This window comes from Ochrobactrum sp. P6BSIII, assembly GCF_014138065.1.
In the GTDB taxonomy this organism is placed as follows: domain Bacteria; phylum Pseudomonadota; class Alphaproteobacteria; order Rhizobiales; family Rhizobiaceae; genus Brucella.
The window spans coordinates 56,837-78,434 of the sequence record NZ_JACGXB010000001.1 but is presented as its reverse complement, the minus strand read 5'-3'; the positions used below and the strand labels follow the sequence as shown (position 1 = coordinate 78,434).

The following is a 21,598-nucleotide window of genomic DNA, read 5'->3' as shown; positions in this document are numbered from 1 at the left end:
GCTTTTGCTTAGGGAAATACGTAAAAACAAATACTTGGCGCTCTATTTCAGATAGGTGCGCAAAATTTGCATGATTTGATCGATCTCGGCATCCGGGTCTGTTGCGACATCCCGCACGATGGTCTCACGCGCTTGCCCGAATGTCTCGCGGAAGTGACTTTCCAGAACTTCCGCCATCAAGCCATTGGCCGCGCCGCGCAAAGCTGCGATCTGCTGCAGCAGCGCCGCACATTCCGTGCCCGCTTCCACGGCGCGTTCGAGCGCTTCCGCCTGTCCACGGATGCGGCGAAGGCGCGTCAGCGCACGCTTTTTGTCTTCCGGTGAATGCGGCATGAAACCTCTCGATCTTGCGGGAAACTATATACTATGGGGGAGTATGTCAATTGCTCCTGAATTGGCTTTTGCAAGAATGGTTTTCTCTGCAATTGGCACGGCCCGGATTTTTAAGCCTCAAGCCTGAGATGCAGCAGCGGATAAGGGCGTCCCTGATCATCGGTTTCCGAGCGACCTGTCTCGACAAAGCCCAGATGGCGATAAAAGCCCACGCCTTGCGTGTTCTGCTCGTTCACATCAACGGTCAGCGCGCCGCGTTGTTTGGCGTGCGCAATCATATGCTTGCCAATGCCTTTGCCGCGCTGGTCGGGCGAAATGAACAAACTGTCGATATTGTTGTCGGTCATTCCCATGAAACCGACAGGTTTGCCGTCGTTTTCAATGACATCGACTTCCACATTCGGCAGATATTGCTCGCCGACCAGCTTTTCGAGTTCATTGAAATCGTCGGGGCTCAGAAAGTCATGCGTGGCGCGCACGCTGGCGCGCCAGATTTCGGTGAGGGCCGGGGCATCAGCCGGAATGGATTTTCGGATATGGATCATCTCTGTTCCTTGTGTGATAAGCACTGAACTGACGCATTATCTTACGGAAATTCATTTGACGAGCCTGCCCGATCTTCCCGTTACACGCATTCTACCGCAATTGGATGAGGCGATGAACGCCCATGCAAGCGCGGTGCTTGTTGCGCCGCCGGGCGCGGGCAAGACAACGCTGGTGCCGATCCATATGTTGAATGCGGCCTGGCGCGGCGATGGCATGATCGTGCTTCTGGAGCCGAGGCGTCTTGCCGCGCGTGCTGCCGCGCGCCGCATGGCGCAGCTTCTGGGCGAAGAGCCGGGCGAAACGGTTGGTTACCGGATGCGTCTGGAAAGCAAGGTGTCGAGCAGGACGAAAATCCTCGTCGTCACCGAAGGTGTCTTTGCGCGGATGATCCTTGACGATCCCGACCTCAAGGGCGTGGCGGCAGTGCTGTTCGACGAGTTTCACGAGCGCAGCCTCGATGCGGATTTCGGGCTGGCGCTGGCGCTTGATGTGCAGGCGGTCTTGCGCGACGATCTGAAAATTCTGGTCATGTCCGCAACGCTCGACGGTGCGCGTGTCGCAGCCCTTCTGGGCGATGCGCCGGTGGTCGAAAGCGAGGGCCGGGCTTTCCCCGTCGATATTCGTTATCGGGAACGAAAAGCCGACGAGCGCGTGGAAGACGCCATGGCCCGCAGCATCCGCGATGCGCTGGCCGACGAGACAGGCAGTATTCTGGCTTTCCTGCCGGGGCAGGGCGAGATCGAGCGCACGGTGCGCCTTCTGGAAGATCGTGTGCCAGCTCATGTGATGCTTGCGCCGCTTTATGGCGCGATGGAAGGTCGCGATCAAGACGCGGCGATCAAGCCCGCACCGGAAGGCAAGCGCAAGGTGGTTCTGGCGACCTCGATTGCCGAAACCTCCATTACGATTGACGGCGTGCGCGTGGTGATCGACAGCGGGCTTGCCCGTCTGCCGAAATATGAACCGGCCACCGGCCTGACGCGGCTGGAAACCGTGCGCACATCCCGTGCCAGTGCCGATCAGCGGGCGGGTCGCGCCGGGCGAACAGAACCGGGTATTGCTATTCGTCTCTGGCATCAGGGGCAGACGGCATCACTGCCAGCCTTTTCGCCGCCCGAGATTCTGGAGGCGGATCTGTCTGGCCTCGTGCTCGACAGTGCCGCATGGGGCGTGACCGATCCGGCAACGCTGAACTTTCTTGACGCACCGCCGAAACCGGCGCTGAACGAAGCCCGCACCTTGTTGCGGCGGCTCGGTGCTCTGGACGAGGCCGGGCGTCTGACCCCCGACGGCGAAGCCATGCGTCAGCTCGCCTTGCCCGCACGTCTTGCCCATATGGTGGCCGAGGCGGGCAAACGCGGCGAAGCCTCAAAGGCTGCCGAACTGGCTGTGCTTTTGACGGAGCGTGGGCTTGGTGGCAACGAAACCGATCTCGACACGCGTTTTTCGCGCTTTCGCAATGATCGTTCTGACCGCGCCCAAAGGGCCAAGGGGCTGGCAAAGCGTCTTGCGGCCAATGTGCCCAATCAGGGTACGCCCGCAGGATCAGGGATCGGTCGTATGCTGATCGACGCCTATCCCGACCGGATCGCCAGAGCGCGTGGCCAGACCGGGCAGTTTCTGCTGGCCAATGGTCGCGGCGGAGAGGTGGATAGCGCGATAAGCCTCAGCCGTGCTCCCTGGCTGGTCGTGGCGGATATGTCAGGCAAGGCAGGACGCGCGCGGGTTCTTTCGGCTGCCGAAGTATCGGAGGCGGAAATCCGGTCTGCCCTTGGCGACCGGATCGAGAGTGGGCGACAGGTTGTCTACGATCCTGAAAAGAACGCGCTCAGGGCGCGAGAAGCCGTGCGCATCGGTGCGATAGCCCTTTCGGAAAAGCCGTTGGCCGCACCATCGGGAAGTGCAGCCGATGAGGGCGTGATTGCCGCCGTGCGCGAGCATGGGCTTGGTATTCTGCCCTGGGGCAAGGAAGCCGATATTCTGCGCCGCCGTCTTGGCTGGCTTTATCGCGGGCTTGGCGATCCATGGCCATCCATGGAAGACGAGCATTTGCTGGAGACATTGGAAGACTGGCTGCTGCCCTTCCTGACCGGCGAAGCGCAGATTGACCGCATTCCGGGTCATGTGTTGAAAAATGGCCTGATGAGCCTTGTGCCCTTCGATCTCCAGCGCAGCGTGGATCAACTCGCGCCGACGCATTTCACCGTGCCGACCGGCTCGCATATTCCGATCCGCTACGATGCCGAAGAGCCTGTAATCGCGGTCCGCGTGCAGGAACTGTTCGGTCTGGGCCAGCATCCGTCCATCGCCAATGGCAAGGTGCCATTGTTGCTGGAACTCCTGTCGCCAGCCCATCGTCCGATCCAGATCACCCGCGATCTGCCTGGTTTCTGGAAAGGATCATGGGCCGATGTCCGGTCCGACATGCGTGGGCGCTATCCCAAACATGTCTGGCCGGAAGATCCGGCCAATGCGGAAGCAACACGCCGGGCAAAGCCGCGCGGGACGTAGAGCATTTCCAGCAAAACATGCATTAACCACCTGCGACCGGATAACGCAGTTCCGCTTGCATTCCTGTCTCCGCTTGCCCCATAAGGGGCAGGATAGAGGGACATCAAACTATGCACGCAGAATTCGAGAATCGCGCTTCCAATCTTTCGCGTCGTCCGCGATTGACCACGCTGGTTCGCGTGCGCTGGCTAGCCATCGCCGGGCAGACGGCAGCCGTCATGCTGGTGGCGCTTTATCTGCAATTTCCGTTTGCAGTCGGTATTTGTTTTGCACTGATTGCCTGCTCGGCCTGGCTCAATCTCTATCTGGCCTTTCGCTTCCCGACCAATCATCGGCTGAACCCGGAAGCGGCAAGCCTCGTGCTGGCCTTCGATATTCTGCAACTGGCGGGCCTGCTTTATCTCACCGGCGGGCTGCAAAACCCCTTCGTCATACTGATGATCGTGCCGGTCATCATTTCGGCCACTTCGCTTTCGGCCCGGCACACGCTGGCGCTGGCTCTGCTGGTCGTGGCCTGCACATCGGTGCTTTCCATCCGGCATGAACCGCTGCCCTGGTATCCGGGCGAAGAGTTGAACCTGCCTTTCCTGTTTGTGATCGGCATCTGGTGCGCCATCACATCGGCGCTGGGCTTTACCGGCGTCTATGCCTATCGCATTGCAGAAGAAGCCCGCCAGCTGGGCGATGCTTTGAGCGCTGCGGAACTCATTCTCCAACGCGAACAGCATCTGACTGCTCTCGATGGCCTCGCTGCTGCTGCCGCCCATGAGCTAGGAACACCGCTTGCCACCATTGCGCTGGTGGTGAAGGAAATGCAGCGTTCCTATGCCAAAAATCCGGTCGATACGGGGCTTGGGGAAGATATTGCGCTGTTGCATTCGCAAACCCAGCGCTGCCGCGAAATCCTGCAAAGACTGACCAGCCTCTCCTCGGAAAACGAGGAGCACATGTCGCGCTTGCCACTCTCTTCGCTGATTGAGGAGGTGATTGCACCGCACCGCAATTTCGGTGTGGTCATTGATGTGCAGAAAGTGGAAGGGCCAAAGCCGGAGCCGGTCACGCGGCGCAATCCCGGTCTGCTGTATGGTCTCGGCAATCTGGTGGAAAACGCGGTCGATTTTGCACGCGGCAATGTCAGCGTGACCTGGGGTTGGACGGATAATCAGGTCAGCGTCACCATTCAGGACGATGGCGAAGGCTTCAAGCCGGAAATCCTTGACCGTATTGGCGAGCCCTATATGACCAGCCGCGACAATACCCGCAATGGCGGGGGGCTTGGTCTCGGGCTGTTCATTGCAAAAACCTTGCTGGAGCGTTCCGGTGCACAGATTGCGTTCCGTAATCGAAGCAATCCGGGGCAGGGGGCCGAAGTCAAAGTGGTTTGGGCGCGTTCAACCTTCACGAGGGTATGAGCCAAAACCTGTTTTCAAATTTGTTTTTGCTCAACTTCTTGTGTTGTCTTTTAGAATTATTAATCAAATACAATGATTTATAGTCTCGCGCAAAATTCGGTGCCGTAGAAATTGCTTCAACGATTCAATGGCTATTTGACTTTTTGACGCAGGGGTATCAATAAGGGATCAAAAATACAGGCAGGAAGCACCCGATGGACGACTTGAAGCAGGAAGACAGCGAAGCCATAGGCAACGACCCCACCCTTCTTCTGGTTGATGACGACAAACCTTTCTTGCAACGCCTGGCCCGCGCTATGGAAAGCCGGGGCTTTCAGGTGACCACAGCGGAATCGGTTGAAGAAGGTATCGCCGCTGCCAAGGCAGCAGCACCCGCTTATGCCGTGGTGGATATGCGGCTGGGAGATGGCAACGGTCTCGACGTCATCGAAGCCATTCGCCTGCGCCGTTCCGATACGCGCGCCATCGTCCTCACCGGTTACGGCAATATCGCGACCGCCGTGAATGCGGTGAAGCTCGGCGCCATTGATTATCTGTCGAAGCCAGCCGATGCCGATGAAGTCTTCGCCGCTCTGACCCGCCGTCCGGGCGAGAAGGTCGCGCCGCCGGAAAACCCGATGTCCGCCGATCGTGTCCGCTGGGAGCATATCCAGCGCGTCTACGAAATGTGCGAGCGCAATGTTTCCGAAACCGCACGCCGCCTCAACATGCATCGCCGCACCTTGCAGCGCATTCTCGCCAAGCGCGCCCCGCGCTGAGCGTGACGGGAAGCAATCCGGCTTTTGGCGGCTTGTACTGAAAGTTTAGTAGTTTCTTAACTTAGTGAAAAATCCAGTAAAGCCAGATGGTTTTGCTGGATTTTTTTATTTACTGAGAGTTTTGAGGTATTTTCACTATATTATGCGCCATTCCTAGGGAATTGATCTAAAGTTGAATATAAAAATCTATAATAATAAGGCAACTAGAGCACATCCCGAAAAGTGTGAAACGGTTTTCGGATAAGATGTGCTACAAAAACAAACAGTTAGAGCGGTTCTGAAATCGCTCTAAGGCTATTCGGAGGAGAATACTGCGCTTTTAGAGCCGCAGGCCTAATTCTCTTGCGCCCGAATGCGCTATCTAACATTCAAGGCAACACATGACTGCTCATATTGATGCATCTTCAAGCGCGGCTGCTCGCCGGCGTGCGCTTATCGCCAGTTTGACTGGCAGTTCTATCGAATGGTTCGATTATTTTCTCTACGGCACCGCAGCCGCACTTGTTTTCAACAAGCTGTTCTTTCCTAATTTCGACCCCGTCGTCGGGTTGATGCTGTCTTATCTGTCGTTTTCGCTGACCTTCTTCATCCGTCCGCTCGGCGGCGTGATTTTCGCGCATATCGGTGACCGCATCGGTCGCAAGAAGACGCTGGTCATCACGCTGTCGCTGATGGGCGGCGCCACGGTTCTGATTGGCTTACTGCCGACCTATGAACATATTGGCGTCTGGGCTCCCATTCTGCTGATCCTGCTGCGCATGGTGCAGGGGCTTGGCATTGGCGGCGAGTGGGGCGGCGCTTTGCTTCTCGCTTATGAATATGCGCCTGCCAACCGCAAGGGCTTCTTCGGCAGCGTTCCGCAGGTCGGTGTGACCATCGGCATGTTGCTGGCCACGCTTTCGGTTAGCCTGATGGTGACCTTGCCGGATGAATCCTTCATGGCATGGGGTTGGCGTGTTCCCTTCGTGCTGAGCGCCGGTCTGGTTTTCCTCGGTCTGTGGATCCGTAACGGTCTCGACGAAACGCCGGAATTCAAGCAGGCGAAGGAAAGCGGCAATGTCGCCAAGATGCCGCTGGTTGAAACGCTCCAGAACCATTGGCGCGAAGTGCTGATCGCCGCTGGCCTGAAGGTCGTGGAAACCGCACCGTTCTATATCTTCTCCACTTTCGTGGTCAGCTATGCGGTGAGCACGCTCGGCTTCGACAAGAGCGCCGCGCTGAATGCCGTGATGATCGGTGCTCTGGTCGCTTCGGTTCTGATCCCGACTATGGGTCTCGTTTCCGACTATGTGGGTCGCAAGACGGTCTATGTCGTTGGTTGCGTGCTGCTTGGTCTGTTCATCATTCCCTATTTCATGCTGCTCGACACAAAGACCGTCTGGGGCCTGACCCTGGCAACGGTCATCAGCTTCGGTGTTCTCTGGTCGCCGATCACTGCCGTTCTGGGCACGCTGTCGTCGGAAATCTTTGCCACCAAGGTGCGTTATACCGGCATCACGCTTGGCTATCAGCTGGGTGCTGCTTTGGCGGGCGGTACCGCTCCGCTGATCGCCACATGGCTGCTCGCCAAATATGAAGGCAGCTGGCATGCGGTGGCGGCCTATCTGCTGGTGACGGTGCTGATTTCGCTTATCGCAATCATCGCGATCAGCCGCAGCCGTTCGCGTCAGTAACAGGAAAAAACAAACATTTGAGAGCGGGGAAACCACATCGGTTTCCCCGCTTTTGTTTGATTAGAGCGCATCTTCTCCGAAAACCGTTTCACACTTTTCGGGATGCGCTTTAAAAATCACCGCCCGGCATGTCCAATCCGGAAAGCTCCGCATAGGTCAGGCGCGCCGCGCCTGCGCGGGCAAAGCGAAGCATCAGCGCCTTGCGTGTAGCGCCTGCCAGCTTGTGTTCGGGCGCATCACGTAGGATTTCTGCGCCATAGCCGTCCGAGAGAATGAAGCCGCATTCCTCCGGAAATATCTCGCGCGGTACCGCCGGGTGGGTAGCGAAAAACAGCCGGTCGCAATAGTCGCGATATTCCGGCCATTTGCGGTCGGCCTTCCAGTCCTCGATCGATGATTTGATCTCGACAATCCAGATTTCACCCTTGCGGCTGACCGCGATGAGGTCGGCACGGCGGCCTGATGCAAGCGGCAGTTCCGGCAAGGTCGCAAGCCCCATATCCAGAAAAAGGCGCTGCACACCACGGCGTACAAGCATGGCGTTGTCCGATTGCCGTCCGTCGGACAAGGGATGGGTCTGGTTGGGAATCACGATTGGCATGGCCGCATTTTGCGTGCGGTTGCAGGGCGAAACAACTGAAAACACGCGATTCTTTGTGGTGTTTTTCGAGTATTCGCGGGTGAAACAAGGCCAAAGAAGGCAAAAAAATGGCCTAATAAAGAACTTTTCAATTTACGGTTAACGCACAGTTAACAATACTGCCGCATCTTCAAGCATGAATGGGCGATTCGCTCCTTTTGACGGCACATTTGATTCTACCTTGGGGGAATGCATGAATTCTCGCGTCCTTAAGCTGACGACGGCACTTTTTCTCGCAGGCGCACTTGCTGGCTGCTCTACTGTCGGCGGAACGTTCTACACGGCCTCTTACTCGTCGGTCACCGATGCTGGCTATGTTGTTCCTGCTATTCCGAGCGAAAAGATACCATCGCAGTATCGTCGCCAGATCGTGAAGTATCAGACCGATGAGGCCCCTGGCACGATCATCGTCGATACCCCGGAAAAGTTCCTCTATTATGTTATGCCGGACGGCAAGGCGATGCGTTACGGCATCGGCGTCGGACGCGAAGGCTTCGGCTGGTCGGGCACGGCCCGCGTTGCCATGAAGCGCGAGTGGCCGACCTGGACGCCGCCATCCGAAATGATCAAGCGTCAGCCGGAACTGGCAAAGTTCCGCAATGGCATGGATCCGGGTCTCAAGAACCCGCTCGGCGCACGTGCGCTCTATCTGTTCAACAAGGGTGGCGATACCGGTTATCGTCTTCACGGAACGCCTGAATGGTGGACCATCGGCAAGGCCATGTCGTCGGGCTGCATCCGTCTGATGAATCAGGACATCATCGATCTCTATGATCGCGCCGAACAGGGCGCAAAGGTGATCGTGAAGCAGTAAATGATACAATATCGGCGATACACGACATTAAAGTGGTGATCGTGTATCGCCGAAGTTTTAATAATAAATTTTCTCTTTTAGAGTAATTCAAGTAATCTTTCTGCATAAATCAGAAAGATATTTGAAATGGAATGTATGAATTCTAGGTATACACTTGGAAGATTTTCAATATCTATATCTGAGCAATATAATGGTATATGAATCATAGGCTCCCCTTTTATTTAATAAAATAAATTTAATATTTTTTTCGATACTGCAATCGCCATAGCTTGCTACATGATAAGTGCCATAATATAACTTATACTTAATATATGATGGATCCTCATCCACTACACGTTGATAATGACCACACCGGCCTTTCCATAAAAAACGCCGGACTGATGATCCGGCGTCTTTTCTGAATTATCAGTTTTGAGATCGATCAGATCTGCTCAACCTGCTGGACTTCCGGCACGAAGTGGCGGAGCAGGTTCTGGATGCCGTGCTTCAGCGTCGCGGTCGACGACGGGCAGCCGGAGCATGCGCCCTTCATGTTGAGGAACACGGTGCCGTTTTCGAAGCCACGGAAGGTGATGTCGCCGCCATCTTGCGCAACGGCAGGGCGAACGCGGGTTTCAATCAGTTCCTTGATGGTTTCGACGATCTCGGTATCGGCTTCATCGAAGAATTCTTCATCACCATGCGCGGCGGCGGCATCTGCATTGGCATTGCCAGCCATTGCCGAAGCGCCCGACATGAAATGTTCCATGATCGTGCCGAGGATCGCAGGCTTCAGGTGCTGCCATTCACCATCGTCCTTGGTGACTGTGATGAAGTCATAGCCGAAGAAAACGCCGGTGACACCAGGAACGGCGAACAGCTTGGCCGCCAGCGGCGACGTGTTGCCTGCGGTTGCAGCATCGCGGAAATCGGCGGTGCCTTCCGGCATGACCACCTTGCCGGGCAGAAACTTCAGGGTCGCCGGATTGGGCGTGGTTTCAGTCTGGATGAACATGCCAGTTCTCCGCTTTCAATTTTGGAACTGTTCTAATAATCGCGAAACCGCGCGGAAACAAGGGCTGTCGCTCTCAGGCGCGTTTCAGTTGCTATCAATATAGGGTGATTGCACGACGGTTGCAAACTCGTCAGGCCGTGGCGAAAGAGTGATTTTTCGAGCACCGGAGCGCGGGCAATTGCTCTTTGCAGCCCGGCATCACGAAGAATGGAACTGTTGTGTCAGGTCACCGCATCAATGTCGTCATCGGTCAACCCTGCGGGAACCACGGTGACGGGGATGGGAAACTGCGCGCGGCCAGCGAGCGATTGAACAAGAGGGCCGGGGCCTTCCTTGCCGGAACCGGCAGCAAGAACCAGAATAGCGATATCCTGATCCTCCTCGATCAAGCTGAGCAGCTCTTCGGCTGTCTGGCCTTCACGGATGCTCAGTTCGGGTTCGATGCCCTGATCTTCGCGCACAACAGCGGCGAATTTTTCCAACGCGGACCGTGCTCGATCCTGCGCTTCGGACCGCATGATTTCGCCGACGCCCAAAATTTGCTGGAAATCGGAGTCATCGATAACGAATAGCAGAATAAGCGAGCCGCTCGTGTTTTTGGCACGGCGTGCGGCATAGGCGACTGCGCGCCCGCATTCGGGCGTTTCGTCGATGACGGCTAGAAATTTGCGTCGGTGACCGGATTCCCGGCTCAGTCGTTTGGATACCATGGGCGCAATTTGCCATCAGGATTGGCCGCCCGCAAGCCAGCATTGTTTGCTGTGACCGCAAACGACAGGCGTTTTTTCTAAGCGCATCCCGAAAAGTGTGAAACGGTTTTCGGATAAGATGTGCGTCAAAGCACAAATGAAGATTAGGGCGACCGCAAAAAAGCGGTCGCCCTAATTGCCGGAATTGAAAATCAGTTCTGCAACCAGCCGATGATGTCGCGCACATCGCGCATGGTCTTCTCGGCAAGAACGCCTGCGCGCTCGCCGCCATCACGCAGAACGCTGTCGATATGGGCCGGATCGGCCACCAAACGGCGCATTTCATGGGTGATCGGCGAAAGCTTGGTCACAGCCAGTTCGGCCAATGCCGCCTTGAATTCCGAGAACTGGCGTCCGCCGAATTCGCCGAGGATATCTTCCTTCGACTGCGAAGCGAGAGCTGCATAGATGCCGACCAGATTGTCCGCTTCCGGGCGACCGGACAGACCGTCCAGTTCCGACGGCAGGCCATCAGAATCGGTCTTGGCCTTGCGGATCTTCTTGGTAATCGTGTCTTCGTCATCGATCAGATTGATGCGTGACAGGTCAGACGGATCAGATTTCGACATTTTCTTGGTGCCGTCGCGCAGCGACATGATGCGCATGGCCGGACCCGAAATCATCGGCTCGGTCAGCGGGAAGAAGCCCGAAACCTTCTCGTCGCCCACCTGCATATCCACGCCGATACCAAGCGATGCGATACGGTCGGAATAGTCGTTGTTGAACTTCTGCGCGATATCGCGTGTGAGTTCGAGGTGTTGCTTCTGGTCTTCGCCAACCGGCACGGCGGTGGCGCGATAAAGCAGAATGTCGGCAGCCATCAGGCTCGGATAGGCAAAGAGGCCAAGCGAAGCATTTTCGCGGTCCTTGCCGGCCTTGTCCTTGAACTGCGTCATGCGGCTCATCCAGCCGATGCGCGCAATACAGTTGAACACCCAGGCGAGTTCCGCATGCTGCATGACGCGGCTCTGGTTGAAGACGATGCTCTTCTTCGGATCGATGCCCGAAGCCAGAAACGCCGCCGTCACTTCACGGGTGGATTGCAGCAGTTCAGCCGGGTCGGGCGACACGGTCAGCGCGTGCATGTCCACGACGCAATAAATGCATTCTTCGGTCTTCTGGACCTCTACCCACCGCTTGATCGCCCCCAGATAATTGCCGAGGTGAAGATTTCCGGTCGGTTGGACGCCGGAGAAGATAAGCGGTTTGAACGTGCTCATGATAAAATCCTGATGTTGGCCTTCGCCGGTGGAGAGCGAAGGAATTTTTGAACGCAGGTCTTTTCGCAGAGGCACAATCGCCTTTCAAGGACAATTATGCGTCACTTTCAGGCTCCTTCTTGACCGCCCCCCGTTTGACATTGCGACGGATCATGCCGGTATTTGCGCCGCCAAGACCGAAGGCGAGGCCGAAATAGACGATCATCGCGGCAAGCACCATGGCGCAGACCGTACCGGCCCGAACCGCAAAGGGAGCGGCGGAAGAAAGCTCATAGGCGAAATGGCCGATGGCATAATGAATGCCGAATGCCATCACGCCCGCCGCGATCAACAGGCGCGGAATGCGGGTGAGAAGTGGAATATCCTGCCCCCAATGGCCGCGCTTCACCAGCGTTGCAAACAGCAGAACGGCATTGACCCAGCCAGCCACGATTTCTGCCGTGGCGATGCCGGTCGGGCCGAGGCGCGGGAACAGTGTGACGGCAAGCGACACGTTCACAGCAACGGAAATGGCCGCGAAGATCATCGGCGTGCGCGTATCCTCGCGGGCGAAGAAGCCCGGAATGAACGCCTTGATCAGCACGAAAGCGGGCAGGCCGAGACCGTAAATCGCCAGAATGTTGGAAACCACAATTGTGGAATCCGGGCTGAATTTGCCGCGTTCGAACAAAAGCCGCACGATGGGTTCCGACATGACGAGAAGCGCTGCTGCTGCGGGAAGCGTAAGAAACAGCGTGAACTCGACCGAGCGGTTTTGCAGGTTCGAGGCTTCCTTCATGTGGCCGCCCCGCAAGGCGCGCGACAGTTCCGGCAACAACACGGTGGCAACCGCAATGCCCACCACGCCCAGCGGCAGCTGATAGATGCGGTCGGCATAGACCAGCGAGGAAACAGCGCCTTCCATGCCGGAAGCGATATTGGTGTTGATGAGAAGGTTGATCTGCGTGATGCCGCCGGTGATCGCGGCAGGCAGGGCCAGCACCAGCAGTCGCTTGACGTTGGACGTCAGGCGCGGGCGGCGGAAGCCGATCTTGATGCCCGCATTGCGCACGGCGAGCCAGACGATGGCAAGCTGCACCAGACCTGCCGCCATCACGCCCCAGGACAGGCCATAGCCGACCGCCAGCGCGTCATAGCCGCGCCACCAGGCAAGCGCCAGCACGCCGATCAGGATGATGTTGAGGAAGACTGGTGCAATCGCCGCCGCAAAATAGCGGTGGAGCGAATTGAGCATGCCGCCCATCATGGCCGCCAGTGACATGCAGGCGAGATAGGGGAACATGATGGTGGCGAGCCGCACCGTATTGTCGAACTTGACCGGATCGTCCATGAAGCCCGGCGCAATGACGGTGCGCACGATAAAGGGCATCGAAAGTTCCATCACGATGGTGATGAACAGCAGCACCGTGAACAACACGCCGAACACTTCTTCGGAGAAGCGGCGGGCGCCGTCCATGCCGTTCTTTTCGATTTCCTTGGCGAAAAGCGGCACGAAAGCGGAGTTGAATGCGCCTTCGGCAAACAATCTCCGGAACGTGTTCGGAAAGCGGAATGCTGCGTTGAAGGCATCGGCCACCGGGCCGGTGCCGAGCGCTGCCGCCATGAACATCTCGCGTGTGAAGCCGAATATGCGGCTCATCAGCGTGCCGGATGCCACCGTGGCGAACTTTTTGACCAGACTCATGCTTTTGAGAAACCTAACTTATGCTGCAGCCTGCGACGAGCGGCCATTGGCCTTGCTGCCGTTTTCGCCGCTGAGCAGTGCAAGAACCTTGCGCCGGATATTGCCCTGGCGGGTGGCGTTGGAAATCTTGTGACCCACGAGGTCCGTTACATAAAAACTGTCGATGACCTTTTCACCGAAGGTCGTGATATGCGCCGAAGCAATATCCAGAGACAGGTCAGAAATAAGGCCGGTCAGTTCCGACAACAGGCCGGGACGGTCCAGACCTTCCACTTCGATGACCGAGAACTTGTTCGACAGCGTGTTATTTATCTCGACACGCGGCTCCACGGTGAACGCCTTGGCGTTCTTTTTCGGCTTGGTGCGCTTGGCCAGCACATCGGGCAGATGCGCTTTGCCGGAAAGTACGTCTTCGATCACCTTGCCCACGCGTTCGGCGCGGCGGCGTTCATCTTCGTCGAGATCGAATTCGCGGCTGATGAGGATCGTATCGAGCGCGCGTCCGTCACCGGTGGTGAAGATTTGTGCGTCGACAATGTTGCCGCCTGCGGCAGCACAAGCGCCGGTGATGATCGACAAGAGGCGCGGATGATCGGGCGCCAGAACGGTGATTTCCGTCACGGCCTCGAAGCTCTGCGGCTTGGCCATGGTGGCAAGCGCGCGACCTTCCCGGTCGGCTTCGCGGATGAAATGCGCATGGCGCACCTGATCGTCGAGGCTGACGGTGAGAAAATAGTTGATGTAATGCAGGCCAAGATAGGCGTCGCGCTCGGCGGCTGGCCAGTCGGCAAGCTTTTCTGCCAGTGCTTCACGGGCCTGCCGGTCGCGGTCGGCGCGCGAAAGCTCGGAGAAGCCGCCGGTCAGCACCAGTTCGGTTTCATAGAAAAGCGTGCGCAGAAGCTGGCCCTTCCAGCCGTTCCAGACGCCGGGGCCAACCGCCTTGATATCGCAAACGGTCAGGATCAGCAGCAGCTTCAGCCGTTCCATTGTCTGCACCGTATCGCCAAAGTCGATGATGGTCTTGCGGTCGTTGAGATCGCGCGACTGGGCCACCATGCTCATGGTCAGATGTTCGCGCACCAGCCATTCCACCGTCTCCGTCTCGGAAGGGGTGAGGCCGAAGCGGGGGCAAAGCCTGCGGGCTATGCGCGCCCCGGCAATCGAATGATCTTCCGGGCGTCCCTTGGCGATATCGTGCAGGAGAAGCGCCACATAGAGCAGGTTGCGGTCACGCTTGATCGTCGTGATCAGATGGTTGGAAAGCGGATGCTCGTTTTCCAGCTCGCCATGTTCGATTTCCGACAGAACGGCAATGCAGCGCAGCAGATGCTCGTCCACCGTATAGTGGTGATACATGTTGAACTGCATCATGGCGACGATCTTGCCGAAATCCGGAATGAACTTACCGAGCACGCCGGATTCGTTCATGCGGCGCAGGATCAGTTCGGGATTGCGCGGCGATGTCAGAACGTCGAGGAAAAGCTTGTTGGCTTCGGGGTTCTCGCGCAGATCGCCATTGATGAGTTTCAGCGAGCGGGTGAGCTGCTGCATCGCTTCCGGGTGAAATTCCAGTCCGTGCTTGTCGGCCAGCTGGAAGATGCGGATGATATTGACCGGGTCTTCCGAAAATACGTCGGGGTGCGCCGTGTTGATGCGATGATTTTCGGAGACGAAATAGCCATCCGTCGAAAGCTTGCGCTTGCGGCGCGAAAAGGTGAGGAAAATGCGGTTGAAGCCCGGCACATGCTTGGCCTGCTGTTCCTCAAGTGCGGCGCAGATGATGCGGGTCAGGTCGCCCACATCCTTCGCCACGAGGAAGTAGTGCTTCATGAAGCGTTCGACATGGTTCTGGCCGGGATGCGCGGTATAGCCGAGGCGCTGGGCGATTTCCGGCTGAATGTCGAAGGAAAGGCGCTCTTCCGCTTTCAGCGTCGCAAAATGCATGTGGCAGCGCACGGCCCAGAGAAAATCTTCCGCCTTGTTGAAGATGCGCAATTCGGCACGCGACAGCACACCGAGCTTGACCAGCTCTTCCTTGGTTTTGACACGGTAGAAATATTTGGCGATCCAGAACAACGTATGCAGGTCGCGCTGGCCGCCTTTGCCTTCCTTGACATTCGGCTCTACCAGATAGCGCGTCTCGCCCGCCTTGCGGTGGCGTTCGTCGCGCTCGGCAAGCTTGGCCTGGATGAATTCCGGCCCGGTATCCTTGACGATTTCATCGTCGAAGCGGGTGACGAGCGCGGTGAACAGATCCTTGTTGCCGGTGAGAAAACGCGCATCAAGAATGGCGGTGCGGATCGTCATGTCTTCGCGCGACAGGCGGATGCATTCATCGATATTGCGCGTGGAGTGGCCGACTTTCAGCCCCATGTCCCACAGCATGTAGAGCATATATTCGACGACCTGCTCACCCCATGGGGTCTGCTTGTAGGGCAGCAGGAACAGGAGATCGATATCGGAACCCGGCGCCAGTCCATTGCGTCCATAACCGCCGACCGCGACGATGGCCATGTTTTCCGCCTTGGACGGATTGACCATCGGATAGACCTTGGTGGTCGCAAACTCGAACAGCACCTCGATCAGCGTGTCCATGAGATAGGAGAGGCGTCGCGCGCAGAGCGTGCCGCCGCCGTCCTTCATCAACAGGCCTTCCGCATTGGCACGGCCGCGCACCAGCGCATCTTTCAGCGCCTGCAACACCACCTTGCGCACCGGAAGGCTCGTGTAACTTTCGTCGGTCGAATCCGCCAGCTCGTTGAGCTTGCGACGGAGCGTATCGGGATTGACGATCTCTTCCAGCTTCAGGTCGTGTGCGCTCATGCGGCTTGCAGGTCCGGCTTTTCGGGAAAGGAATTGCGGTGACGGCGATAACGTATAACCGCTTTTAAACTGGATGAATATGCAAAAGCAAAGGCCGGGTTTCCCCGGCCTTCTCATGCATCATTTCTAATATTTAGTTCGTCGCATTATAGGCGGCGATGGCCGCCATATTGACGATATCGGAATCCTTGGCTCCGATGCTGACGATCTGTGCTGGCTTATCGAGACCGACCAGCAGCGGGCCGATAATGGTCGCGCCGCCCAGTTCCTGCAGCATATTGGCAGCAATGGATGCCGAGTGATTGTCCGGGGTCACGATGACATTGGCCGGGCCCGACAGGCGGATGAACGGATATTGTTCCATCAGCTTCGGGTTCAGCGCCACATCTGCGCTCATCTCACCGTCGAATTCGAAATCGACATGACGGGTATGGAGAATGCGCACTGCTTCCTGAATACGGGCAGAGGTTTCGCCGCCCATATGGCCGAAGGTCGAGAAGGCGGTGAGTGCAACGCGCGGAACATAGCCCATGCGGCGCGCCATGCCTGCGGCTTCCACCGCAATATCGGCAAGCTCGTCTGCTGTTGGCTTCTCGTGCACGGCGGTATCCGCGATGAACACGGTGCGACCACGGCAGAGCGCGATGGAAACACCAACCACGCGATGGCCCGGCTTTGAATCGACAACGCGGCGCACATCGTCGAGGCCGGTAGCATAATTGCGGGTCACGCCCGTCACCATACCATCGGCATCGCCCAGCGCCACCATGCAGGCCGCAAAATGATTGCGGTCATTGTTGATGAGGCGATGGCAATCGCGGGTCAGATAGCCCTTGCGCTGCAATTTCTCATAGAGATAGTCGGCATAGGCCGAATTGCGGCTGGAAAGGCGCGCATTAATGATCTCGATGCCGGGGCGCTCGATATCCATACCGGCGGCTTTTGCGGTTTCCTTGATGCGCTCGTCGCGACCGACGAGAATGGCTGTGCCCAGCCCCTGGTTCACATAGGAAACGGCGGCGCGCATGACCTGCTCTTCTTCACCTTCGGCAAAGACGATGCGCTTTGGCTGGCGGCGCACGCGCTCGTAAATGCCGCGCAGCGTCGAGGCGATCGGGTCGCGACGCGCCGACAATTCGCGCTTGTAACCTTCGATGTCGGTGATGATGTGACCGGCAACGCCGGTTTCAATCGCGGCCTTGGCAACGGCTGCGGAAACCGAGGCGAGCAGACGCGGATCGAATGGCACCGGAATGATGTAGCTCGGGCCGAAGCGCGGACGGCTGCCCTGATAGGCGGCGACCACATCGTCCGGCACATCTTCGCGGGCAAGTTCGGCCAGCGCATTGACGGCGGCGATCTTCATCGCATCGTTGATCGTCGTGGCACGCACATCGAGAGCGCCGCGGAAAATATAGGGGAAGCCAAGCACATTGTTGACCTGGTTCGGATAGTCCGAGCGGCCGGTGGCGACGATGGCGTCATCGCGAATGCGCGCGACTTCTTCCGGGGTGATTTCCGGGTCGGGATTGGCCATCGCGAAGATGATCGGGTTTGGCGCCATGGCGCGCACCATTTCTTCGGTCAGGGCGCCCTTGGCGGAGAGGCCGAAGAACACATCGGCATCCTTCAGGGCGTCAGTCAGCGAACGACGGTCGGTCTTCACGGCATGCGCCGATTTCCACTGGTTCATGCCTTCTTCACGACCCTGATAAACGACGCCCTTGGTGTCGCACAGGATGATGTTTTCCGGCGCAAAGCCCATGGCCTTGATCAGTTCGATACAGGCGATGCCCGCCGAACCCGCGCCATTGCAGACGAGCTTGGTCGTCTTCATGTCGCGTCCGGTCAGATGCAGCGAATTGATCAGACCGGCGGCGGCGATGATCGCGGTGCCATGCTGGTCGTCGTGGAAAACCGGAATGTCCATCAGCTCGCGCAGGCGCTGCTCGATGATGAAGCAGTCGGGCGCCTTGATGTCTTCCAGATTGATGCCGCCGAAGGACGGGCCGAGATAGCGCACGGCGTTGATGAAGGCGTCGATATCGGTGGTGTCGACTTCAAGGTCGATGGAATCGACGTCGGCAAAGCGCTTGAACAGAACGGCCTTGCCTTCCATGACCGGCTTCGACGCCAGTGCGCCGAGATTGCCGAGGCCGAGAATGGCAGTGCCGTTGGAAATGACGGCGACGAGATTGCCCTTGGCCGTATAGTCATAGGCGCGCGCGGCATCTTCCGCGATGGCTTTCACCGGCACGGCGACGCCCGGCGAATAGGCCAGCGACAGGTCGCGCTGCGTGGTCATGGGCTTGGTGGGGTTGATTTCCAGCTTGCCGGGACGGCCCTGCGCGTGAAAGTCGAGCGCTTCTTTCTCACTGGCTGTGGGTGTGCGTTCTGGCGTGTTGCCCTTCGGCGTCGAGACTGGCATGTTCCCTCCGGAATCTTGTGCGGTCGCATTCGATAGCGCCAGTCTGGAAATGTGTAAACAGCGCTTTTGGGAATAGTTATTCATTCAAAAACGAATGAATGCATCATTGAAAGCAATCCCAGGAAAAGTGTGAAACGGTTTTCCGTCCGGGATTGCGAAGAAATAAAGTAACTTTGAGTGCGTGAAACGCGCAATAAAAGAAGCATTTCCAGCAAAAGTGCAAAGCGGCTTTGCGTAGGATAATGCGTAACAATAGAAGGTTTTATGGCATGGACGTGCGGGGCGAAAACGATAAGCCGGAAGCGGAAGAAAATACCGCGCAGGAAACGGTTGTTCGCCTCACACCCATGATGGAGCAGTATATCGAGATCAAGGCGGCGAATGTTGATTCGCTCCTGTTCTATCGCATGGGCGATTTCTACGAACTGTTCTTCGACGATGCTGTGGAGGCATCCGCCGCGCTCGGCATCACACTCACCAAGCGCGGCAAACATCTGGGTGAAGACATTCCCATGTGCGGTGTCCCGGTCCATGCCGCCGATGATTATCTGCAAAAGCTCATCTCCAAGGGCTATCGCGTCGCCGTCTGCGAACAGGTCGAAGATCCGGCGGAAGCAAAGAAGCGCGGTTCGAAATCCGTGGTGCGCCGCGACGTCATCCGTCTGGTTACACCCGGCACGCTGACCGAGGAAAAGCTGCTCGATCCCTCTGAGGCCAATTTCCTGATGGCGCTTGGTCGCACCAAGGGAGACGGGGCGCTGGCACTGGCCTGGATCGACATTTCGACGGGCACATTCCGCGTTGCTGAAACGACAGAAGAACGGCTTTTTGCCGATATCATGCGCGTTGATCCGCGCGAGCTGGTGGTGGCCGATACGGCGTTTCACGATCCTGAACTGCGCCCGTCTTTCGATCTGATCGGCAAGGCAGTGTCGCCGCAGCCCGCAACCCTGTTCGATAGCGCTGCTGCGCAGACGCGTATCCAGCGTTATTACGATGTGGCGACATTGGACGGTTTCGGCCAGTTCAGCCGCTCGGAATTGTCGGCCATTTCCGGCGCCATCGCCTATATCGAAAAGACGCAGATTGCCGAACGCCCGCCGCTGATGCGGCCGGAGCGCGAGCATGAAGGCGGTACGATCTTCATCGATCCGGCAACGCGCGCCAGTCTGGAACTGGTTCGCACCATGTCGGGCAACCGCGATGGCGGCTTGCTCAAGGCGGTGGACCGCACTGTCACCGGGGGTGGCGCGCGGCTTCTGGCCGAGCGCTTGACCGCGCCGCTAACCGATCCCAAGGCAATTGCGATGCGGCTTGATTCCGTGTCGTTCTTTCTCAGCGAGCAGTCGCTTTGCGATGCGCTGCGACGCGAGCTGAAAGGTGTGCCGGATATGCCGCGCGCGCTGTCGCGCCTGGCGGTGGGGCGTGGCGGTCCGCGTGATCTGGGTGCTTTGCAGCGCGGCTTTGAGGCGGCGGGCACGCTGGCCTCTTTGCTGGAAGGTTCGCTTCTGCCGGAAGAGTTGGGCGCGGCGCGGGATGCGCTTGAAGCCATGCCTGCGGCTTTCGCGGCGCATGTCGACCGGGCGCTGGCCGACGAGCTGCCGCTATTGAAGCGTGACGGCGGTTTCGTGCGCGAGGGCTACAATACGGAACTCGACGAAATGCGCGCCTTGCGCGACCAGTCCCGCCGTGTGATCGCTGGCTTGCAGGCCGACTATATCGAGGAAACCGGTATCAAGTCGCTGAAGATCAAGCATAACAATGTGCTTGGCTATTTCATCGAAGTGACGGCAAATAATTCCGGCGCGATGACCGATACGGATGCCGCCAAGGGCCGCTTCATCCATCGCCAGACCATGGCCAATGCCATGCGCTTCACGACCACGGAACTCGCCGCGCTTGAAAGCAAGATCGCCAATGCCGCCGACCGTGCTCTGTCGATTGAACTGGCGATCTTCGAAGAGCTGACGGCTGAAGCCGTTTCCCATGCCGACAGCATTCGCGCAGCCGCAGCCGCCCTTTCGGTATTCGATGTTTCGGCAGCGCTTGCCGTGCTTGCGGACGAGCAGGGCTATTGCCGCCCACTGGTCGATGACAGCCTGTCCTTCAATATTGTGGCCGGTCGTCATCCGGTGGTGGAACAGGCGCTGCGCCGTCAGGCAGCCAATCCCTTCGTCGCCAATGATTGCGATCTTTCACCGCAAAAGGACGGCGGCAATGGCGCAATCTGGCTGCTGACCGGCCCGAATATGGGCGGTAAGTCGACCTTCCTGCGCCAGAACGCGCTGATTGCGATCCTCGCCCAGATGGGCTCATTCGTGCCTGCGGGTGCGGCACAGATCGGCGTGGTGGACCGGTTGTTCAGCCGCGTTGGCGCTTCTGACGATCTGGCGCGCGGGCGCTCGACCTTTATGGTCGAAATGGTGGAGACGGCGGCGATCCTCAATCAGGCTGGCGAGCGTTCGCTGGTCATTCTCGACGAGATCGGTCGTGGCACCGCGACGTTCGACGGCTTGTCCATTGCCTGGGCTGCCGTTGAATATCTGCATGAAAAGAACCGCTGCCGCGCTTTATTTGCCACGCATTTCCACGAAATGACGGCGCTGTCGGAAAAGCTGGAGCGGCTTTCCAATGTCACCATGCGGGTCAAGGAATGGGACAATGATGTCGTCTTCCTGCATGAAGTGGCCAAGGGCGCTGCCGACCGGTCCTATGGTGTGCAGGTGGCGCGGCTGGCCGGTCTGCCGGAAGCAGTCGTCAACCGTGCGCGCGATGTGCTGCACCAGCTTGAAGCTGGTGAAACATCCGGCAAGGCCGACAAGCTGATTGATGATCTGCCGCTGTTTTCCGTTGTGCTACAGCAGGAAAAGCCGAAGCCGCAGGCATCGGCAAAGGACAGCGAACTGGCAAAGGCTGTGGCAGGCATCAGCCCTGACGAACTGACGCCCCGTGAAGCGCTCGACCTGATCTACAAGCTGAAGGAACTGGCCGGAAAGGCGTGAGATTTCTAAAT

The 21,598-nt window shown here is 57.9% G+C and carries 15 protein-coding genes; 6 read left to right on the top strand and 9 right to left on the bottom strand.

The annotated features are described in order from the left end of the window. Window positions 1-42: 42 nt before the first annotated feature. Together FHW00_RS00350 and FHW00_RS00345 are read right to left on the bottom strand one after the other, a co-directional pair. Window positions 43-333, bottom strand: a complete 291-nt coding sequence (locus FHW00_RS00350; protein WP_078339659.1) for a metal/formaldehyde-sensitive transcriptional repressor — start codon at window positions 331-333, stop codon at window positions 43-45. A gap of 110 nt (window positions 334-443) precedes the next feature. Further along, window positions 444-878, bottom strand: a complete 435-nt coding sequence (locus tag FHW00_RS00345; protein WP_078339658.1) for an acetyltransferase — start codon at window positions 876-878, stop codon at window positions 444-446. Window positions 879-933: 55 nt separating this feature from the next. Here FHW00_RS00345 and hrpB point away from each other — a divergent pair, with 55 nt between their 5' ends. The 4 genes from hrpB to FHW00_RS00325 all read left to right on the top strand — a co-directional run bounded on the left by hrpB (window position 934) and on the right by FHW00_RS00325 (window position 7,233). Then, the gene (hrpB, locus tag FHW00_RS00340; RefSeq protein ID WP_078339705.1) at window positions 934-3,390 is read left to right on the top strand and encodes an ATP-dependent helicase HrpB; all 2,457 of its coding nucleotides are present in this window, start codon (window positions 934-936) and stop codon (window positions 3,388-3,390) included. 110 nt (window positions 3,391-3,500) lie between these two features. Further along, the gene (locus FHW00_RS00335) at window positions 3,501-4,802 is read left to right on the top strand and encodes an ActS/PrrB/RegB family redox-sensitive histidine kinase (RefSeq protein WP_078339657.1); all 1,302 of its coding nucleotides are present in this window, start codon (window positions 3,501-3,503) and stop codon (window positions 4,800-4,802) included. A gap of 194 nt (window positions 4,803-4,996) precedes the next feature. Next, on the top strand, window positions 4,997-5,560 hold the full coding sequence (regA, locus tag FHW00_RS00330; RefSeq protein WP_078339656.1) for a global response regulator transcription factor RegA: 564 nt from the start codon (window positions 4,997-4,999) through the stop codon (window positions 5,558-5,560). Window positions 5,561-5,940: 380 nt separating this feature from the next. Further along, window positions 5,941-7,233, top strand: a complete 1,293-nt coding sequence (locus FHW00_RS00325) for an MFS transporter (protein ID WP_078339655.1) — start codon at window positions 5,941-5,943, stop codon at window positions 7,231-7,233. 109 nt (window positions 7,234-7,342) lie between these two features. Here the strand turns inward: FHW00_RS00325 and FHW00_RS00320 are convergent, their stop codons facing one another. After that, the gene (locus tag FHW00_RS00320) at window positions 7,343-7,834 is read right to left on the bottom strand and encodes an MmcB family DNA repair protein (protein ID WP_078339654.1); all 492 of its coding nucleotides are present in this window, start codon (window positions 7,832-7,834) and stop codon (window positions 7,343-7,345) included. A 232-nt stretch (window positions 7,835-8,066) separates the two neighbouring features. Between FHW00_RS00320 and FHW00_RS00315 the strand changes: the two genes are divergently transcribed. Then, window positions 8,067-8,687 (top strand): L,D-transpeptidase, encoded by a 621-nt coding sequence (locus tag FHW00_RS00315; RefSeq protein WP_078339653.1) that lies wholly within the window; start codon window positions 8,067-8,069, stop codon window positions 8,685-8,687. A gap of 421 nt (window positions 8,688-9,108) precedes the next feature. Here the strand turns inward: FHW00_RS00315 and FHW00_RS00310 are convergent, their stop codons facing one another. From FHW00_RS00310 to FHW00_RS00285, 6 genes are all read right to left on the bottom strand, one after another. Beyond that, window positions 9,109-9,681, bottom strand: coding sequence for a NifU family protein (locus tag FHW00_RS00310; RefSeq protein ID WP_113533727.1), 573 nt, complete (start codon window positions 9,679-9,681; stop codon window positions 9,109-9,111). Window positions 9,682-9,902: 221 nt separating this feature from the next. Then, window positions 9,903-10,391, bottom strand: a complete 489-nt coding sequence (locus tag FHW00_RS00305) for a universal stress protein (protein WP_078339652.1) — start codon at window positions 10,389-10,391, stop codon at window positions 9,903-9,905. A 191-nt stretch (window positions 10,392-10,582) separates the two neighbouring features. Then, window positions 10,583-11,650, bottom strand: coding sequence for a tryptophan--tRNA ligase (gene trpS / locus FHW00_RS00300; protein ID WP_078339704.1), 1,068 nt, complete (start codon window positions 11,648-11,650; stop codon window positions 10,583-10,585). Between the two features lie 94 nt (window positions 11,651-11,744). Further along, window positions 11,745-13,334: a murein biosynthesis integral membrane protein MurJ gene (gene murJ, locus FHW00_RS00295; protein ID WP_078339651.1), complete on the bottom strand. Its 1,590-nt coding sequence runs from the start codon at window positions 13,332-13,334 to the stop codon at window positions 11,745-11,747. Between the two features lie 18 nt (window positions 13,335-13,352). Continuing rightward, on the bottom strand, window positions 13,353-16,157 hold the full coding sequence (locus tag FHW00_RS00290) for a [protein-PII] uridylyltransferase (protein WP_078339650.1): 2,805 nt from the start codon (window positions 16,155-16,157) through the stop codon (window positions 13,353-13,355). A 133-nt stretch (window positions 16,158-16,290) separates the two neighbouring features. Beyond that, the gene (locus FHW00_RS00285; RefSeq protein WP_078339649.1) at window positions 16,291-18,585 is read right to left on the bottom strand and encodes an NADP-dependent malic enzyme; all 2,295 of its coding nucleotides are present in this window, start codon (window positions 18,583-18,585) and stop codon (window positions 16,291-16,293) included. Between the two features lie 269 nt (window positions 18,586-18,854). Between FHW00_RS00285 and mutS the strand changes: the two genes are divergently transcribed. Beyond that, complete coding sequence (gene mutS / locus FHW00_RS00280; RefSeq protein WP_078339648.1) at window positions 18,855-21,587, top strand: DNA mismatch repair protein MutS; 2,733 nt, start codon at window positions 18,855-18,857, stop codon at window positions 21,585-21,587. Window positions 21,588-21,598: the final 11 nt, after the last annotated feature.

Excerpts from the sequence above, each read along its gene's own strand:
- FHW00_RS00290 (WP_078339650.1), bottom strand. The coding sequence starts at position 16,157 with ATGAGCGCACACGACCTGAAGCTGGAAGAGATCGTCAATCCCGATACG.
- murJ (WP_078339651.1), bottom strand. The coding sequence starts at position 13,334 with ATGAGTCTGGTCAAAAAGTTCGCCACGGTGGCATCCGGCACGCTGATG.
- FHW00_RS00320 (WP_078339654.1), bottom strand. The coding sequence starts at position 7,834 with ATGCCAATCGTGATTCCCAACCAGACCCATCCCTTGTCCGACGGACGG.
- regA (WP_078339656.1), top strand. The coding sequence starts at position 4,997 with ATGGACGACTTGAAGCAGGAAGACAGCGAAGCCATAGGCAACGACCCC.
- mutS (WP_078339648.1), top strand. The coding sequence starts at position 18,855 with ATGGACGTGCGGGGCGAAAACGATAAGCCGGAAGCGGAAGAAAATACC.
- FHW00_RS00350 (WP_078339659.1), bottom strand. The coding sequence starts at position 333 with ATGCCGCATTCACCGGAAGACAAAAAGCGTGCGCTGACGCGCCTTCGC.
- FHW00_RS00335 (WP_078339657.1), top strand. The coding sequence starts at position 3,501 with ATGCACGCAGAATTCGAGAATCGCGCTTCCAATCTTTCGCGTCGTCCG.
- trpS (WP_078339704.1), bottom strand. The coding sequence starts at position 11,650 with ATGAGCACGTTCAAACCGCTTATCTTCTCCGGCGTCCAACCGACCGGA.
- FHW00_RS00315 (WP_078339653.1), top strand. The coding sequence starts at position 8,067 with ATGAATTCTCGCGTCCTTAAGCTGACGACGGCACTTTTTCTCGCAGGC.
- FHW00_RS00345 (WP_078339658.1), bottom strand. The coding sequence starts at position 878 with ATGATCCATATCCGAAAATCCATTCCGGCTGATGCCCCGGCCCTCACC.
- FHW00_RS00310 (WP_113533727.1), bottom strand. The coding sequence starts at position 9,681 with ATGTTCATCCAGACTGAAACCACGCCCAATCCGGCGACCCTGAAGTTT.
- FHW00_RS00305 (WP_078339652.1), bottom strand. The coding sequence starts at position 10,391 with ATGGTATCCAAACGACTGAGCCGGGAATCCGGTCACCGACGCAAATTT.
- FHW00_RS00325 (WP_078339655.1), top strand. The coding sequence starts at position 5,941 with ATGACTGCTCATATTGATGCATCTTCAAGCGCGGCTGCTCGCCGGCGT.
- FHW00_RS00285 (WP_078339649.1), bottom strand. The coding sequence starts at position 18,585 with ATGCCAGTCTCGACGCCGAAGGGCAACACGCCAGAACGCACACCCACA.